This is a genomic window from Nocardia transvalensis (assembly GCF_015477765.1).
GTDB classification, from domain to species: domain Bacteria; phylum Actinomycetota; class Actinomycetes; order Mycobacteriales; family Mycobacteriaceae; genus Nocardia; species Nocardia transvalensis_A.
This window is the reverse complement of record NZ_JADLQQ010000002.1, coordinates 595531-612342: the sequence shown is the minus strand read 5'-3', so window position 1 is coordinate 612342 and position 16812 is coordinate 595531. Positions and strand designations below refer to the sequence as shown.

The following is a 16812-nucleotide window of genomic DNA, read 5'->3' as shown; positions in this document are numbered from 1 at the left end:
GCCTCCAGGCACTCACGACTGTCGGCATGCGGGATTACCGCATGCCGAGCCCTCGTCACTGCCAGGTGAGGGCCAACGCGGCACGTTAGCTGCGGTTTGTCTCAATGGGCAAATTCCGGCGTCGACGGTAGCAGGACCGTCGCCGCCGGAATCCGTCCGAGGACCTAACCTCGCGAACCGGTGCCCGCGAGGTCAGGGTTGCCGAGGAGTCTGCGCATCTCGATGAACATCTGTGCCGCGCCGCCGAGAGACCAGCCACCGTCGACGGGTATGAGTGCTCCGGTGACGTAACTCGCCATCGGCGAACTCAACCAGAGGCAGCAATCGGCGATCTCCTGGCTGGTCCCGTACCGGGCCAGCGGCACCGACTCGGTGACGAGCTGCTCGATCTCCGGAGTCGGAGCCAGCCGCGCCATCCCCTCCGTGCCGGTGATCGGACCGGGAATGATCGCATTCACCCGGACACCGGCCGCGCCCCACTCGACCGCGCACGCTCGGGTCAGCATGTCGACCCCGGCCTTCGCCGAGCATGCGTGCACCTGCATCGGCATGGGAATGGAGGATTGCGGTGCGGAGATGGTGATCACCGACGCGCCGGGTTTGCGGAGGTGCTCGTACCCCGCGCGCAGCACGTTGAACGTGCCGACGAGATCGATGCCGATGACGGCGTTGAACGCGTTCGACGAGATGGCGGTGACCGGCGCGGGGAAATTGCCCGCCGCACCGGACACGAGCACGTCCAGTTCACCGAATTCGTTCCGCGCCGACGTCAACGCCCCGGCAACGGCGTCGTATTCACGCACGTCGGCGGCGAATCCCAGCACCGAGCCACCGTGCTCGCGCAGGGCGGCGACGGCCGCATCGACCTTCTCCTGACTACGGGACAGCACGGCGACGTCGGCTCCCGCCTTCGCGTAGGCGTGTGCGATGCCGAGATTGATACCGCTCGTACCGCCCGCGACGAAAACACTGCGATCCGAGTAGTCGAACGGCTGACTCATGGTCATCGGGTTCCTCTGCCTCGTCGGTGGACCGGCGGCTACGGAGTCGGCACCGGCAGCACTTGCAGCGTGCACGTCGCCGTCGCCACCAGCTTGTCGGACTCGTTGCGTGCTTCCGCGGCGAGGAAAATGGCCGCGCGTCCGGCTTTGCGAACCACGGCGTGCAACCTCAGCCGTTCTCCGGGAAATACCGGGCGCATGTACTGGGTCGTCATCTCCAAACTCGTCGTCGGACCGCGCGCGGTCAGGTAACTGAGCGCCCCGAAGAGGTCATCGACCATCGCCGAGAGGAATCCGCCCTGCAGCAGGCCCACGGCGTTCGCGTACTGCTGCGGCACCGTCACCGTCGCTGTCAACGATTTGGCAGGGACATACTCTTCGAACTGCATGTCCAAAGTCTTCGTCGACGGCGGAGGAAGCTGGAGGTTGGCTCCGGGTGGGATCGGAAAGCTGCGCAGCAGCCCGAATGTGTGCTCCAGGACCTGTTCGTGCCCGTGAATTGCGTCATCGCTCATGAGTGGCTTCCTCCATCACCGCGGCTGCGTTGCGCCGCTGTCAGAAATGTTTTCCAGCATCGTGTCGAATCCGGGGCACGTCGACTTCGAAAGTCTCAGTGTCGCTGTCGTTTCCAGTGAGGAGCGTACCCGAGCGAGGCTTCCGTGCGACCGTATTCGGTGCCGTTACCGGACGGTGACCGCGCCCGGCTCCGGCTGGGGAAGGTCATACCCCTTGGCGAGTTCCTGCTCGAACGCCCCCGCCCACGATTCCAAGCGGTCGACATTGCGCCGCATATCGCGAAAGCACTGATCGGCGGTCTTGTCGGTGAGCAGATCCAGGTGCAGCTCGGCGAGTAACGGTGCCTTGCTGTACTCGAGGAACAGGTACTTCTCCGGCTGAGCGGCCTGCGCGGCGCACGTCCGCAGACTCTCCTGCATACGCAACTGAATGCCACGGAACCTCGTCGCAATGGGATGGAACTCCGCGGCCGCGTCCTCGTTGGCGAGTAGGCGGCGAAACAGCAGCTGCGAAGGCAGCGCCCAGTAGAACGACGTATCCCACAGGACCTTGGTGAACATGGCCGGCGCACTACCGAAGATGGGATAGTTGTCGAGGTAGACCGGCAGCCAGTTCGGCCAGAGATCCTCGAGCAGCAGCCGGTTGTAGGTGTCGGCGACCTCGGCGGTCAGCTTGCCCTTGCGGTCGAGTTCGACCAGGCGCGTGGTGATGGTGTTGGTGTAGGCGATGTAATCGGTCCCCGGACTGTAGAAGGCGTCCAGGAAGACCGCCGCCTCACCGACGCAGGCCCATCGATGGTGCGAAAAGGCTTGCTTGGACGCGTAACTGGCGTTGCGCACCGTCAAGAAGTCGAGCGGTTCGGCCTTCTCGATGAACGACGCGAGTGTCGGCTCGTGCTCGGCGAGCCAATTGCGCGCCTTCGTTTCCGTCGAGTACGTGGTGAAACGGTGGACATTCTCGTCGGTGACGATGCCGATGCTCGTATTCCCCGACGACAGCGGGATCATCCACACCCAATACCCGGGGCCCATCAGGTGATTGGTGGAAAACCACCGGCGCTCTTGCGTTTTCGGCGTCCACGTCGGGCTGGTGGCCCCCGCCATCTTCTCGACGTCGTATTCACCGCGGAAGCGCCACCACGCCGCATTGATCTTGTGCGGACTCGGGGCCCCCAGGCCGAGCTTGCGCTGTATCAGCCGCTGCCGGCCGGACGCGTCGACGACGAAGCGCGCCCGGACCGAGCGTTCGGAACCCTCCTCCCCCACCTCGAAGTGGACGACGTGATCATCCCCGTCCGAGGACAGCTCGATATCGAGCACCCTGGCTCGCTCGACGAGATCGACGCCGAGCTCGCGGGCGCCCAGGCGCAGATCCCGTTCGAGGATGCCGCGGTCGATCTGATACGACGGCACCCGCGGGAACCGCCGCGCACCGAGTTCGGGCCGCGCCTCGAACGGTCCCTGCGGGTCGCCGAAGAACAGGCGCAGCCCGAGCTTGTGCAGGTGCCGCTTGTTGAAGTAGCCGGTGAGACCGAGCTGCTCGGTGAGGTAATGCGCACCGCCTTCGACCGTCGCCTCGCCGACCTTGTGGGCGCCGTCGGCGATATCGCTCGCGGTCCGTTCCAGTACCAGCACCGTGAGGTCGGGCATGGCACGCCGGAGCTGCCGCGCCAACGTCAGTCCGGCCAGGCCGCCGCCGCACACGACGACTTCGTAACGGTCGATCGGTTTCATTGTTCCTCTCCGTTCGAGTTACTCGGCGCGCGTCACAGCTTGGTGAACATCGGGTAGGCGTTCTCGGCGGACAGCTCCTGGGCGATGGTCCGCATCACCTGCGCGCTTGCGTTCTGGATGAACAGGTGACCGCCGGGAACGGTCGTGAGCGAGAACCGGCCGACCGTCAGCTGCTCCCAGCCTTGGAGCTGATCCACCGTGAACAACGGATCCTCCGAACCGTGCAGGACCGTGATGGGGGCACGCAACGCGACACCATCGTCGAAGCGATACATCCCGAGCATCTTCAGATCCGCCCGGACCGCCGGCATCAGCGACTTCACCGCCGATTCGTCATCGAAGTGCTGGGAGAACAGACCGTTGTCCCGCAACACTTCGAGCACCCTGCTATCCGGTTCGCGGTCCATGTCGAGGAGGTTGTCGATGTTCTTCAGGCTCCGCACGTAACGTTCGACCAGCGGGGGTGCAGGCCATCCCCCGATGACGAGTTTCATCGGCACCTCGGCGAACTGCTGCTCGAGGTATTTGGTGAGCTCGTAGGCGAGCAGTCCGCCCATGCTGTGCCCGTAGACCACGAACGACCTGTCGAGATAGGGCAGCATGGCATCGGCCAGCTCCGCGACGAACTCCGGCATCGAGTCGATCGGAACCTCATCGATGCGGTTCTCGCGGCCCGGGTATTGAATTCCCACCACGTCGACGTTGTCGGGCAGGTGGTTGGGCCACGGGGTGAAGACCGATGCGCCGCCGCCGAGGAAGGGCAGCGCGAACACGCGCAGCGTCGCCGTATCGGATCGGCCCGTGATCGAGCGGATCCAGCGTTCCGGGCCGCCCGCGTCCACCCCGGCCGCGGGCATCGCGCCGGACGCGGTGTCGAAGACGTGGGCGAGGACCTCGGTGGCGAGCTCGACCAGGGTGGGTCCGCGCATGAGACCCATTGTCGGGAAGTCGATATCGAGCTGCTTGGCCAGCACGTTGCGGATCTGGCCGGCCATGAGCGAGTCCATGCCGAGGTCGGTCAGTGCAACGTCATGGGCCAGGCGATCGACCGGCATGTCGAAGATCCGCGCGATCTGCTCGGACAGTGCCGCGACCAGTCGCGATTCTCGCTCGTCCTCCGGAAGCTCGAGGAGCTCGGCACGCAGGCTCTCGGTACCGAACGTGGCAGCGGAGCCCGAGGTGCCGTCCACGGCGAGATGCGCCAGCCGTAGCGAGCTGCGGAACGACGGCATCACCTGGCTCATCGTCACGAAGTCCACTCCGAATACGCTGGCGCGGTCGACGCCTTGGGCCAGACACCGCCCGACGAAACCGAGCGCTTTGTCCGGTGCGATCGCCTTCCAGCCCATCCGAGCGAGCGTGTCGAGTTTGTTGCGCACAATGAACCCGACCTCCCCGATGGCACCCCAGTTGATCGTCAGGGCAGGCAGTCCGAGCTCGCGGCGATGCACGGCCAGCGCTTCCAGGAATCCGTTCGCCGCCGTGTAGTTGGCCTGACCGGGCGTGCCGATGTACCAGCTCATCGACGAGTACATGACGAAGGCGTCCAGGTCGAGCTCACGCGTGTGGTTGTGCAGGTGCCATGCGCCGTCGACCTTCGGCCGCACGGCGCGCAGGAACTGCTCCTCCGTCATCTGTGTCAGCGCCACGTCGTCGAGCACCATCGCGCAATGGAAGACGCCCCGCAGCGGCGGCAGCTCCGCCATCCGCTCGAGCAGCCCCACGACCTCGGCCTCGCTCGACACATCGGCACGTTCGAGCACCACAGTGGCGCCGGCCTCCCGCATCGCCGCGATCATCGACTCGTTCTCGGCATCGACCTGCGCCCGACGCCCGGCCAGCACCACGGTGCCGGCGCCCTTGTCGGCCAGCCACTGCGCGGTCCGCAGACCGAAGCCCGTGTACCCGCCCGTGACCAGGTAGGTGCCCTCGGCTTCGAACGACGCGTCACCGGTCGCGGTCGGATAGACCAAAACCTCTGTGTCCGAATCGAACTCGACGACGACCTTGCCGATCTGTTTGGCACCCGCCATATACCGGAACGCCGAGGCCACGTCCGCGGCACCGAAATCGGTGTGCGGCAACGGCGGCAGCGTGCCCTTCGCCACGTGTTCGAGAACTTCCGTCATGGCCTCGCGGCACAGCGCCGGATCTTCGAGCAGCATGCGGTCGATATCGACCGCGGCGTAGATCAGATTGTTGCCGAACGGCTTCAGGCCCAGCTTGTAGTCCTCGTAGATGTCCTTCTTGCCGATCTCCACGAACCGTCCGCGCGGGCGAAGCAGCTCGAGGCTCTTCGGAATCGTCTCGCCCTGAAGGGAATTCAGCACGATATCGATACCGTCGTAGCGCTGCCGGATCTCGTCGGCGAACGCCAGCGACCGGGAATCGAAGACCGCTTCCACACCCAGGGAGCGCAGGTAGTCCCGCTTCTCCTGGCTGCCTGCGGTGGCGAGGACTGTCGCGCCGAGCCGGTGCGCGATGTGGACCGCGGCAAGTCCGACACCACCGGCGGCCGCGTGCACCAGCACCCGCTCGCCCGTACGCAACCGGCCCACCTCGACCAGCCCATACCAGGCGGTCAAATACGCCATCGGCAGCGTCGCCGCCTCGACTGCCGACAGGTTCGACGGCATCTTGTGGACGTGCCGGGCGTCGGTGATCACCCGGGAGCCGAAACATCCACGGGCGAAGGCGATCACGTGATCACCCGGGGCAAGCCCGTCGACCTCGGGCCCGACCTCGGTGACGACGCCGGCGCACTCCACGCCGAGGTTCTTCTCGTAGAACCCGCCGAAGGTCGCACCCTCCGACAGCACCCCGAGCGTCAGCATGATGTCGCGGAAGTTCAGACCGGTCGCCGACGGCCGGATGGCGACATCGCTCGGGCCGAGGGCGGGCAGGGCCTGCTCCTCGTACCGAAGCTCGTCGATACCGGGCTCGGTGGGGACGGTCAGCGCGAACGGGGTGTCGTCCGACACCCGGACAGGTGTCGCGACAGACGCCTCGAACTCGGCGAGCGAGACGTGCTCGAGACGGTCGATGAACCGCGTGTCGCCCCGGAACGCAACTTCCTCGTCTGCGGTCTGCACATGCAGCAGTTCATCGAAGAGCTGAGACGCCCGCTGCCCGGCATCCGGCGTCGCGGGGTCGAGGTCGATGATCTTCGCCGGCAGACTGATCTGCTCGTTCAACAGCACCCGGAGAATCCCCCAGCTCGGAAGCTGTGCGGGCGCGGCGCGCTCGGTCCGATCGATGATCTGCGCCCCGGATGTCGCCACCCAGAACCGCGGAGCCTTGGACCATTCCAACCGCTGAACCGCCTGCGCCAGCGCGATCACGCTGTAGGCGCCATGGAGTTCCACCGCGGGCAACAGCTCGGTGGTGAGATCGCGCCCGGCGAAATCCAGATTCCACAGATGCAGCACGCCCGCCACGGCTCCGGCCTGTTCGCGTACGTGCTCCAAGACGCGCTCGAGGTCCGTGCTGCTCGTCGGGTGCACCCGGAACGTCCGCGCGTCGACCTGCTCGAAGGCCTCGCCACGTGTGACCAGGGCACTGCCGGCGGCAGCCTCCCCGAGCAGCTCCAGGTAGCTTTCGGCGACGCCGTCCGCATCCGCCAGGACGACCCAGGCCCCCTGCTCGACGCGCGGCTGATAGGGCTCGAGGTCCAACGCCTGGCCGCGCGCCAGAACCACCGAGTTGCCGGACTGTTCCGAAGTGGCTCTCTCGGAGAAGACCTGGACGTGCTCGAAGCCCGCGGTGGGCAGGAACTCGCGCCATGCCGCGTCGGACAACAGCGGATAGCTCGGCCGCAGGTCGTGGTCGGCGAACTTCCACCACCCTTCGGTCATACCGAAGGTCAGGTCGACCCAGTGCGGCGACACCGCCCCCTCGACGATCAGGAGCAGCCCCTGCGACGTCATCAGACGTTTGACGTTGTCGAGGGTGTCCCGCAGACTCGCGGTGGCGTGCAGGACATTCGACGCCACGACGATGTCGAAGTAGTGCGGATCGAAGCCCTGCGCCTCGATGTCGGACTCGATGTCGAGGATTCGATAGTCCATGAAATCGTGCTCGGCGAACCGCTCGCGCGCCTTGGCCAGGAACAGCTCGGAGAGATCCGAGTACACGTATTCCGAACGGTCGGCAGGCAGCTCGGTGAGAACATGGCGAGTCGTGCCGCCCGTGCCCGCACCGATCTCGAGCACGCGCACCGGGCGGTCGCTCGGTAGAGCCCGCAGCGCCTCCGCGACGATTCGGCGGACGATGCGATTGGTCTTCTCGAACGAGAACGAGGTCCCGTAGAGATCGGCGACCGATTCGAACTCGTCCTCCGGGAAGATGAGCTCGACCGGATTGACATCGTCGCGAAGAACCGCGGCCAGTTCCTTTCCGCAGCGCTCCAGCACCGCGAACTCGCTCTCGCATTCGGCGAACTGCCTGCGCAGCCGGGCGAGATCCGAGGCGGTATCGACACGCTCGGGCGCGGTCAGCACCTCCCAGGTGCCGGCGTCGTCGTCGACGATCCCGTGCAGCGCAAGCAGTTCCAGCAGGCGGCCGAGGTAGCGCCGGTGCTTGTCGTGAACTCCCATCTCGGCCGCGGCCTCGTCGAGCGTGAAGCGCCGGCCCTTCGACAGGTCCATGCCCAGCTGGTGGAAGCCCTCGGTCACGTACTCGAGGCACAGCCGATTCATCTCCACTTCGGTTACCGCGTGGTAGTGGCTGTTGACCGACCATTCCCGCAGCTCGTCGACCAAGGGATCGACGGCTGTGTGCAAGTCCTGTTCCGACGGCAGGAAATCGGCCGGGATGCGCGTCTTCGTGTGTAGGGGTGCCGGGTGCCAATGGAAGTCGTAGAACGACTGCAGGAGGTCGTCGTCCGAATCGGTGTTTCGGGTGATGGACTTGAGCCTCAGGCCTTCGAACTTGGCCACGACCGTTCCGTCGTCGGCGAGGATGAAGAAATCGCCCTCGCGATAATTCGGGTCCCCGTGCAGGCGTGCGCGCCCGTAGCAGTACACGGTACTGCTCGGCCTCCGGTAAAAGCTGAACCGTGTGACCTCGACCGGAAGGAAGAGCGTTTTGGCCGCGCCGCTCGGATCATCACTCACCAGGACGTCGTCGTACACCATGGCGAGCGAGGTGATGCACGAGTCGAGCAGTCCGGGATGGATGGCATGGCGCGGCGCATCGTCCGCGGAGGGCGCGGGCGTCTCGAGCCGAGCCAGAGATCGGCCAGGGGCGTGCGTAAACTCGACGGCCGCCTTGAATGTCGGGCCCAAGGACAGGCCGTTGTGTCGGAGTTCGGCGTAGAACTCCGCAGGATCGACCTCGGAGGTGCACGCGGCCTGGAGTTCCGCGAGCGATGTGGGGAGTTCGACGGTGGGAGCACCGCGGCGCAGCGTCCCGAACGAGTGCAGACTCCAGTCCTTGTCGCCGTCCTGACGGCTGTACACAGAGAAGTGCAGCGCCTCGGTCAGCACCACCTGCACCACCGGAGCCGGGCGGTCGTCGAAAACGAAAAGGGCTCGACGGAACTCGACATCCTCGAGCGAGTACGCGCCCGCACCGAACGCGTCTTCCGCACAGCCGATCACCATGTCCAGGTGTCCCGCCGCCGGAAAGACAATGGGCCCTTGGACACGGTGATCGTCGAGCCACGGGTACCGGACCGGGTCGAGTCGCAGTTCCCACACGTGTTTACCCGGCTCGTCGGCGACTGCGATGCGGCTCTCGTCCCCGACGAGCGGATGCCGCAGCGACGGGAACCGGTGGCCGCGTGACCGTGCCGATTCCAGCCAGTAGGTTTCGCGCTGCCACGGATAGAAGGGCACCGGCACGCGTTCGGAGATCCCGTCGAACACGGTGTCCCAATCCGGGTCGAACCCTGCCACATACAGCGAAGCCAGCGAGTTCAACAGGGTGATGCAGTCGCCTTGCTTACGATGCAGTGATCCGACGACAACCCCCTTGGCCTGCCGTTTTCCGAGCAGTTCCCCGATGGCGGTCGCGTGGATCGGGTGGGGCCCCAACTCGACGAACGCCAGATGCTGGTCCTCGATGAGGCGATCGATGGTGGGCGCGAAGCGCACCGGCTCGCGCACGTTTCGCCACCAGTATTCGGCGTCGAGCCCGCCGGTGGGCACGACGTCCGCGGTGACGGTCGAATACATCGGCACCGCAGCCTCACCCGAGGTGAGTCCGGACAGCGAGGACAGCAGCTCGTCGTGCAGCGGATCCATATGGTGGCTGTGGAAGGCCACACTGACCTGCAGCATGCGGCAGAAGATCTTGTCCTCGCTCAGTGCGCTCTCGATCTCCTCGAGTGCATCGGGATCCCCCGCGAGGGCAACCGATTCCGGACCGTTGAGCGCCGCGACCGCCACCCGCCCGCGGTATTCGGCGATCCGGGGTTCCACCTCATCCAGCGGCAGGCCGACCGCGAGCATCTTCCCCTTGCCGGAAGCCTTCTGCTGCACCCGGCTCCGATGGAAGATGACCCGCACCGCATCCTCGAACGACAGCGCTCCCGATACACAGGCGGCGGCAACCTCACCGATGCTGTGGCCGACGACGGCCGCGGGGACTATGCCCCAGCTCTGCCACAACGCCGCCAATCCGAGCTGCAGGGCGAACACCGCGGGCTGGGCGATGAAGGTCTCGCCGATCCGGCTGTCGGCCTCGTCGCGGCGCAGCTCCTCGATCACGCTCCAGTCGGCATGCTTGCGAAGCTCGGCATCGACACGCTCGACGGTCTGCCGGAACACCGGACTCCGATCGAGCAGCTCACGCGCCATGCCCCACCACTGCGGGCCTTGACCCGAGAAAACGAAGGCCACGCGGGCGGCAGCGGGTGTTTTCACACCACTGCGCACCGCCTCGGGCGACGAGCCACCCGCCACGTCGCGCAGGGCGGTGCACAGTTCATCGGCGGACGAGCAGACCATGGCAAGGCGATGGTCGTAATGGGATCGCGTCCGTGCCTGCGTGGAGGCGATGGCGGGCAGCGCCGCCGCTGCGGTGGGCTCGTCGAGGAAGTCGGCGTATACGTCGGCGTACGCGCGTAGCGCGTCCTTCGACTTCGCGCTGAGACCGAACAGCACCGGTTCGTGCGCCGTGGATTCGGTTACCCTGTCCCGGTTCGCTTTCGGCGCGTCCTCCGGAGGGGCCTCCAGGATCACGTGGGCATTGGATCCGCCGAATCCGAACGAATTCACACCCGCCAGGCGAGGCCGACCCTCGGGCCACGGTTGACGGGCCGTAGCCAGCCGCAGTCCCAACTCGTCGAACGGGATCGCCGGGTTCGGCTCCTCCGCGTGAATGTTCGCGGGGATCTCACCCTTGTTGACGACCAGGCACGCCTTGATCATTCCGGCGATTCCGGCCGCCGGCTCGAGGTGGCCCAAATTCGACTTCACCGCGCCGACGATGCACGGTCCGTGCCCGTTCCGTCCGGCCGACAGCGCCTTTCCGAGCGCCCGCGCCTCGATCGGGTCACCGACCGGCGTTCCCGTTCCATGCGCTTCGACATAACCGATGTCGGCCGGAGCAATTCCCGCGTCGCGACAGGCATCCACAATCATCTGCGCCTGAGATTCCTCGCCCGGCACGGAGATGCCATTCGTGCGACCATCCGAATTCGTCGCGCTACCGCGGATCACCGCGTAGATGCGGTCACCGTCGGCGATGGCCGCCGACAGCGACTTCAGGATGACCGTGCCCGAGCCCTCGCTGCGGACGTAACCATCGGCCGATCGGCTGAACGACTTGGATCGGCCGTCGGGCGACAGAAATGTCCCCTGGCTGAACGCAATCGTGGTCTCGGGCAAGATATTCGCACCCACGCCACCCGCGATCGCCATCGTCGCCTCGCCGGAGCGAATACTGCGGCACGCCAGGTGAATTGCGACCAGGGAGGACGAGCATGCCGTGTCCACGATCATGCTGGGACCGCGAAGGTCGAGCAAATACGAGACGCGGTTGGCCACAATACAGTTCGTGATACCGGCCATCGTGTGGCCACCGAGTAGATAACGGTTCTCGGGATTGAGCTGAATGATCCCGTAGTCGTGGCCGGAGACTCCGGCGTAGACGGCGGTCCTGGTACCGGCGAGGCGTTCGGGAACAATTCCGGCGTCCTGCAGCGCTTCCCAGGTCGTCTCGAGAAAGAGGCGCTGCTGCGGATCTATCCTGGCGGCCTCGGTCGGCGTGATGCCGAAGAAGTGTGCATCGAATGACGCGACGTCGTCGAGGTATCCGCCCGATCGCGTGCGCAGATGCCCGGGCCGATTCGCGTCGCGATCGTAAAAGGCCTCGGCCGTCCACCGTTCCGCCGGGACGTCTCGAATGGCATCCCGCTCCTCGAGCAGGAGCTGCCAAAAGTCGTCGACATTGTCGATTTGTCCCGGGAACCGGCAACCGATCCCCACTACGGCAATGCCCTCGTGCGCGGTCGGCACGTCCTCGATCGTGGACCTTTGAATAGAACTCATCGCATGACCTTCGTTTGTTATCCACACATCAATGCGCCAAAAATGCGGCCAATTTGTCGCCACCGGCGCACGGAGTCGACCGCAACACGTCGTAGAAGTCGTAGAAATCGGTGCACCCGCGAGAAGCGTCCATCCATCCCGGGAGGGAAGCCGTCTGTGGCCACATAGTGATGTCCACTTCATGTCTGGTGCCAGGACCTGTGCTCGCGGACGAGCGTAACGAGCCAGGGATGCTCATGTCAACGCATCGATGTGCACCACTGTGCGTCGGCACTCGACTCATGCCCACAGTTCCGGGGTCGTTGCGCCACCGTGAAACACGGTGTGACGACGGAATAGTGCACGGCGGGTAGCTCTGCACAGCCAAGTGGTATCGTGCTCGCCATGGGCGTCGAAGAGACCGTGAAGCCTCATAGCGGGGAATCGGACGGACAGCGGTTCGGCCGACAGCTGAAGGCGTTCCGGCAGCGCAATCTTCCCGATGAGCTGATAACCCACCAGCGCATCCACGACCTGGGTGGTCCTACCCGGAATGTCCAGTCCCGGATCGAGAGCGGACAGGTCGACACCATCAGCGCTACCACCGAGGCCAAATACAACCGGGCACTCGAGGCGCTGGGACTGCCGCCCGGGAGCGCGACCGCCGCGCTGTATCACGGCGGCACGCTCGGATCGCCCGCCGTCGAGCACTCCACCGCGGCGGCAGGGCACGACGACGTCGAGAGCGGAGTGAGCGCGTTGCAGAACCTGGCTCGCAAGCACAGGTCTGTGGTGGATCTCGTGACCGAGTTCGACCGGCTCGGCATCGAATTGAAGCGGGCACGCAGCCACACGGAGGGCTATCAGCTGATCTTTCCCAAGACGGCGATCGACCAGTTGCTGCAGGCACTGCAACATGTCGCTGAACCTACACACACGAGGCGCGAATCCGGACCGGAAAATACCGGCCCCGACGAGAGGCGCACCGAATGAGCGCACCCGTTCGATGACGAGAGTCCCTGCGCGGCAAGGGATTCAGTGAACGTATAGCTCGGGCTCGAGCGGCCGCTAGGTCGGTCGGCCGTGACTACTGGGGGCACGACCGAGCCCGGTCGACCTGCTAGCCTCGAGGACTATTGGGATCCGATTTGCAAGGTGTGAGGGGGGAATAGTGATTGAACCCCGATTTGCATCCACCCGCGTCTCCGCGCTCGGGCGGAAACTCATCCGAGGTCAGATTTCTACGCGTTCCCGGCTGCATTCACTTGTCGACCGTCTCGAGCTCCCGGTGGACTGGACGGTCGAGGAGTTCATCTCGTCGGTCGAGCAGACACGCGGGCGCCCCATCGTGAGATTGCTGCTCCCGCCGAGCGCCCCGGTGGGGTTGTGCGGGCTGTGGCTGGCGTGCAGGGACTGCGACGTGGTCCTTCTTCGGCAGTCGTCCGATCCCGCAATAGAACTGCACGTGGCTCTGCACGAGGTCAGTCATATGCTGCTCGGCCACGGGCGGGACACGTCCATCCCCGCTGTGGCATGGACGGGACTGACCAGTGGGTTGGCGCTGGACCACGAGATCGACCCCTCCGCCGTCCGCGCCGCCCGTGGGCTGTCGAGCTACGCCTCGAGCGAAGAGTACGAAGCCGAGCTGTTGGCAACGCTGATCGGATTCCGCGCCCGAAGCGTCGGACCCCGTCGCGACCCGATATTGAAAGAGCTGTAGTGCATGTGGCCGTACGACCACCTGCCGACCTGGGCCACGATGCCGGCGACGGTGTTCATCATTGGCATTGCGATCATTCGGCCCGCCCTGACGCCGCGCACCTCCATTTTCGGCAGCCTGATCAACACCGCGCTGGGATTGGATGCAGTAGCAGCCATCCTGCGTGAGCCGGTCATCGCCCTCCAGGTGGCCCGAGTCGTACCCGGCGGCCTACCCACGGTGTTCGATACCTGGCACTGGCTGACCGTGACGGCCTGGGCGTGCGGACTCGGGATGGTGATATTCCACGAGTACGGCCGGGTGCATTTCCGGATCCGGTTCAAGATCGTGATCGCACTGTCGGTGGCCGTGGGCGTCGTGTTCTTGGCGCTGAGCAGTCCGGCGCGGGCGCACGGGATGGCGTCCATCGCGGACTACGGGGGTTGGCGGTACGGCGTCTACATCGGGTTGTATTCGACTCTGCCGGTAGTGGTTTCGTGCTACTTGGTCGTACTGAAACATCGGGCTACGGGTTGGCGGACGACCACGCTGTGGGAGCGGATCATGGTGGCCGCCGTGGTGTGTTTCGGCGTTGCCCACTTCCTACCCGTGTGCTTGCTCGTTGTGTCCGCCGCCTTGGCCGCGGCGGGGGTCGGCAGCGAATTGACCCACCGCATCTACGACTTCGTCTCCGATGGGCTCGCCTCGGGCGAGCCCGGACTGTTCGTCTTCACCGCGCTGGTTGTGGTGTTGGCCCGGTCCGCCGCCCAGGCCGTCGCGCAGCTGCTGCGATTGGATCGCGACTCGCGCACTGCACGCCGGCTGTATCCGCTGTGGCGGGATCTGACCGCCGCCGCACCGCAGGTCGTATTCCGGCCGAAGTGGGCCGACGATTGGAACGCTTCATCGCAGGAGCGCCTGTACCGCCGACGGATCGAAATCCATGATGCGGCACAGATCGTCGCCCGATATGTGCTTCCCCTTCCGGCCGTCGTCGACGAATTGATCGAGACCGCCGTCCCCGACATCGACCAAGAAGACATGCGAATGGTCGCCGAGCTGGTCATGGCGGCCGAGCGGCTCGCCGGCAACGGTGGCGAACCGGCGGACGAGCCGACCGTATGCAGGGCGGACGTACCCGATCAACAGATACTGCTTCGTTTGTGGCAGCCCGCGAAGCGGCTGCTCCTCTCGGCCGACCTCGCGGCGGAAACACCTACTGCCGCATAGTCGTTTCGCATCAGGCGTGTGAGGCAGGACCTTTCGTCGCGTAGGTCGGTGATGGTGCGGGAGTGCGGATCTCGGCGCGCATGTGCAGGCGTCGTGGGTGCAGTGTCACGGCAAGGGCGGGTCTCATATCGTTGCCGGGGAGCGCACGCAGGCGCCAGCGTGCGGCGATGGTGGCCAGCGCGATCGCGGCCTCGTCGAGGGCCAGCAGGTCACCGATGCACTTGCGGGGGCCGCCCCCGAAGGGGATCAGTGCGCTCTGCGGTGGCGGCGTGGTGGTGTCCCAGCGGTCGGGGTCGAATCGGTCGGGTTCGGCATAGACGTCGGGAGCGTGGCCGACGAGGTAGCTGCTGTAGGCGACGACGGTGCCCTTCGGTAAGCGGTAGCCGCCCAGCTCGGTGTCCTCGGTGACGTGCCGGGTGAGCAGCCACGCGGGTCCGCGTAGTCGCAGTGTCTCGGTGATGAAGTGGCCGGTCAGCGGCAGGTGGGGCAGATCGTCGTAGGTGGCCGCGCGCCCGGCCAGCACACCGTCGACCTCGGCGTGCAGGCGCCGGGTGATGTCGGGGTGCCGGTCCAGCTCGTACAGCGCCCAGGTGAGCGCATCGGCGGTGGTGTGGGTGCCCGCATTGAGGAACGTGACCATTTGATCGCAGACCTCGGTGTCGGACAGACCTTTTCCGTCGGTGTCGCGGGCATCGAGCAGGGCGGAGAGCAGATCTCCGTGGTCCACGTCCTCGGCGCGGCGGGCGGCGACGATATCGCCCAGGGTGCTGCGCATCCGCGCGATGGACCGCTGATAGGCGCGGTTGCCCGGGGTGGGCAACCGGGTCAGTAGCTGCGGGACCATGCTGCGGCGGAGGACCCCGGCGAATATGGCGTCGATATCCTGGATCGTCTGTGCCGCCGTGGATTCGGGCACCGCTCCGGAGAATACGACCGTCGCGGTCGCGTTCGCGGCGAACTTTCTCGTCTCCATGAGGATGTCGAGATCCTGCCCCGGTTGCCAGGCGCTGGTGATGGCATCGATCTGCGCCGAGATCGACTCCGCATAGGCGGGCAGCCGGCTCTTGTGGAAGGCCGGTTGCAGCATGCGGCGCTGCCGTCTGTGCCGGCTGTGTGGGCACGTGACAAGCCCGTCGCCGAGCGCACGCACACCTTGTTCGAACAGCGTTCCGCCGGCCTTGTCGAAGATTCGGTCGTGGCGCAGGACATGCTGCACCAGCTCCCTGTCGCAGACCAGGATCGTATCGAGCGGTCCCAGCTCGATACGGACCAGCTCACCCTGCGCGGGGAGCGAGGACAGAAACCCGAGCGGATCGCGCACCAGCGGCAGTAGATGCCCCACCAGCGGCAGCCGCCCCCGGGCCACGGGGATCGAAGCTTTGGATTTCACCGCACACCTGCCAGATCGGAGGACGAAGCAAACCCCCCGGGCGGGGACGAGCTCGCCCCAGCAATAAGATTGTTCAATCGTACAGAACCGCAATGGATTTGGGACCCCCGATTTCAGGTGGCGATACGCGCTCACCGCTTGCGGCATGTGACCGGAAGTTTCACTTCGAACTAGGTGTGATCGCATGCTCGGGAATAGAAAAACCCTCCGATTCGAATCGGAGGGTTACTGTAACTCGCGGATACATACAGTGTCCGGAGGGGGACTTGAACCCCCACGCCCTTAATCGGGCACTAGCACCTCAAGCTAGCGCGTCTGCCATTCCGCCACCCGGACCGGTGGTGCTCAGCAAGGTTATCGGATCCGTCCGCGAGGTCCAAATCACGGGTCTCCGTGCTGCTCTACGGGCGTGTTCGTTGCTGAGCGCCGCCAGGTGAGCTCAGTTCTTCAGGGCCTCGAGCAGCGCGGCCCGCTGCCGGGAACCCAGGCCGCCGATGCGGCGGTCGGCAGGGATGTCGGCCTCGTCCATCAGCTTGGCCGCCTTCACCGGGCCGATACCCGGCAGCGCCTTGATGACGGCGGCGACCTTCGTCTTCTTGACCAGGTCCTCCTTGTCGGCGCGCTTGAGCACCTCGGCCATGCTGACCTTGCCCTTGCGGACCTGCTCGATCAGTTCCGACCGGGCCTTGCGGACCGCGGCCGCCTTGGCCAGCGCTGCTGAGCGTTGCTCGGCGGTCATGGTGGGAAGTGCCATGTCTACAACCTTTCA

General features: G+C 65.6%; 9 protein-coding genes and 1 tRNA gene. 3 read left to right on the top strand and 7 right to left on the bottom strand.

Annotation, left to right across the window (positions count from 1 at the left end):
- Positions 1-164: 164 nt before the first annotated feature.
- The 4 genes from IU452_RS06870 to IU452_RS06855 form a co-directional block, all read right to left on the bottom strand.
- Positions 165-1007 carry an SDR family oxidoreductase gene (locus tag IU452_RS06870; protein ID WP_228816704.1) on the bottom strand — a complete coding sequence of 281 codons (843 nt, stop codon included), beginning with the start codon at positions 1005-1007 and terminating at the stop codon, positions 165-167.
- A gap of 32 nt (positions 1008-1039) precedes the next feature.
- Positions 1040-1516, bottom strand: coding sequence for a PaaI family thioesterase (locus tag IU452_RS06865; protein ID WP_195108028.1), 477 nt, complete (start codon positions 1514-1516; stop codon positions 1040-1042).
- 165 nt (positions 1517-1681) lie between these two features.
- Positions 1682-3250 carry an NAD(P)/FAD-dependent oxidoreductase gene (locus IU452_RS06860; protein ID WP_195108027.1) on the bottom strand — a complete coding sequence of 523 codons (1569 nt, stop codon included), beginning with the start codon at positions 3248-3250 and terminating at the stop codon, positions 1682-1684.
- Between the two features lie 32 nt (positions 3251-3282).
- Positions 3283-11745 (bottom strand): type I polyketide synthase, encoded by an 8463-nt coding sequence (locus tag IU452_RS06855; RefSeq protein WP_195108026.1) that lies wholly within the window; start codon positions 11743-11745, stop codon positions 3283-3285.
- 384 nt (positions 11746-12129) lie between these two features.
- Here IU452_RS06855 and IU452_RS06850 point away from each other — a divergent pair, with 384 nt between their 5' ends.
- The 3 genes from IU452_RS06850 to IU452_RS06840 all read left to right on the top strand — a co-directional run bounded on the left by IU452_RS06850 (position 12130) and on the right by IU452_RS06840 (position 14653).
- On the top strand, positions 12130-12717 hold the full coding sequence (locus IU452_RS06850; RefSeq protein ID WP_195108025.1) for a hypothetical protein: 588 nt from the start codon (positions 12130-12132) through the stop codon (positions 12715-12717).
- A gap of 295 nt (positions 12718-13012) precedes the next feature.
- Positions 13013-13444 (top strand): regulator, encoded by a 432-nt coding sequence (locus IU452_RS06845; RefSeq protein ID WP_195108024.1) that lies wholly within the window; start codon positions 13013-13015, stop codon positions 13442-13444.
- Between the two features lie 3 nt (positions 13445-13447).
- Entirely contained in the window at positions 13448-14653 is a 1206-nt protein-coding gene (locus tag IU452_RS06840) for a DUF6545 domain-containing protein (RefSeq protein WP_195108023.1), read from the top strand.
- A gap of 10 nt (positions 14654-14663) precedes the next feature.
- Here IU452_RS06840 and IU452_RS06835 read toward each other — a convergent pair whose 3' ends face one another.
- The 3 genes from IU452_RS06835 to mihF all read right to left on the bottom strand — a co-directional run bounded on the left by IU452_RS06835 (position 14664) and on the right by mihF (position 16797).
- Complete coding sequence (locus tag IU452_RS06835) at positions 14664-16043, bottom strand: cytochrome P450 (RefSeq protein WP_324192474.1); 1380 nt, start codon at positions 16041-16043, stop codon at positions 14664-14666.
- Positions 16044-16294: 251 nt separating this feature from the next.
- A tRNA-Leu gene (locus tag IU452_RS06830) sits at positions 16295-16379 on the bottom strand.
- A gap of 103 nt (positions 16380-16482) precedes the next feature.
- Complete coding sequence (gene mihF / locus IU452_RS06825) at positions 16483-16797, bottom strand: integration host factor, actinobacterial type (protein ID WP_062505765.1); 315 nt, start codon at positions 16795-16797, stop codon at positions 16483-16485.
- Positions 16798-16812: the final 15 nt, after the last annotated feature.

Coding starts and splice junctions, on each gene's coding strand:
- mihF (WP_062505765.1), bottom strand. CDS start 16,797: ATGGCACTTCCCACCATGACCGCCGAGCAACGCTCAGCAGCGCTGGCC.
- IU452_RS06860 (WP_195108027.1), bottom strand. CDS start 3,250: ATGAAACCGATCGACCGTTACGAAGTCGTCGTGTGCGGCGGCGGCCTG.
- IU452_RS06855 (WP_195108026.1), bottom strand. CDS start 11,745: ATGAGTTCTATTCAAAGGTCCACGATCGAGGACGTGCCGACCGCGCAC.
- IU452_RS06840 (WP_195108023.1), top strand. CDS start 13,448: ATGTGGCCGTACGACCACCTGCCGACCTGGGCCACGATGCCGGCGACG.
- IU452_RS06870 (WP_228816704.1), bottom strand. CDS start 1,007: ATGACCATGAGTCAGCCGTTCGACTACTCGGATCGCAGTGTTTTCGTC.
- IU452_RS06865 (WP_195108028.1), bottom strand. CDS start 1,516: ATGAGCGATGACGCAATTCACGGGCACGAACAGGTCCTGGAGCACACA.
- IU452_RS06850 (WP_195108025.1), top strand. CDS start 12,130: ATGGGCGTCGAAGAGACCGTGAAGCCTCATAGCGGGGAATCGGACGGA.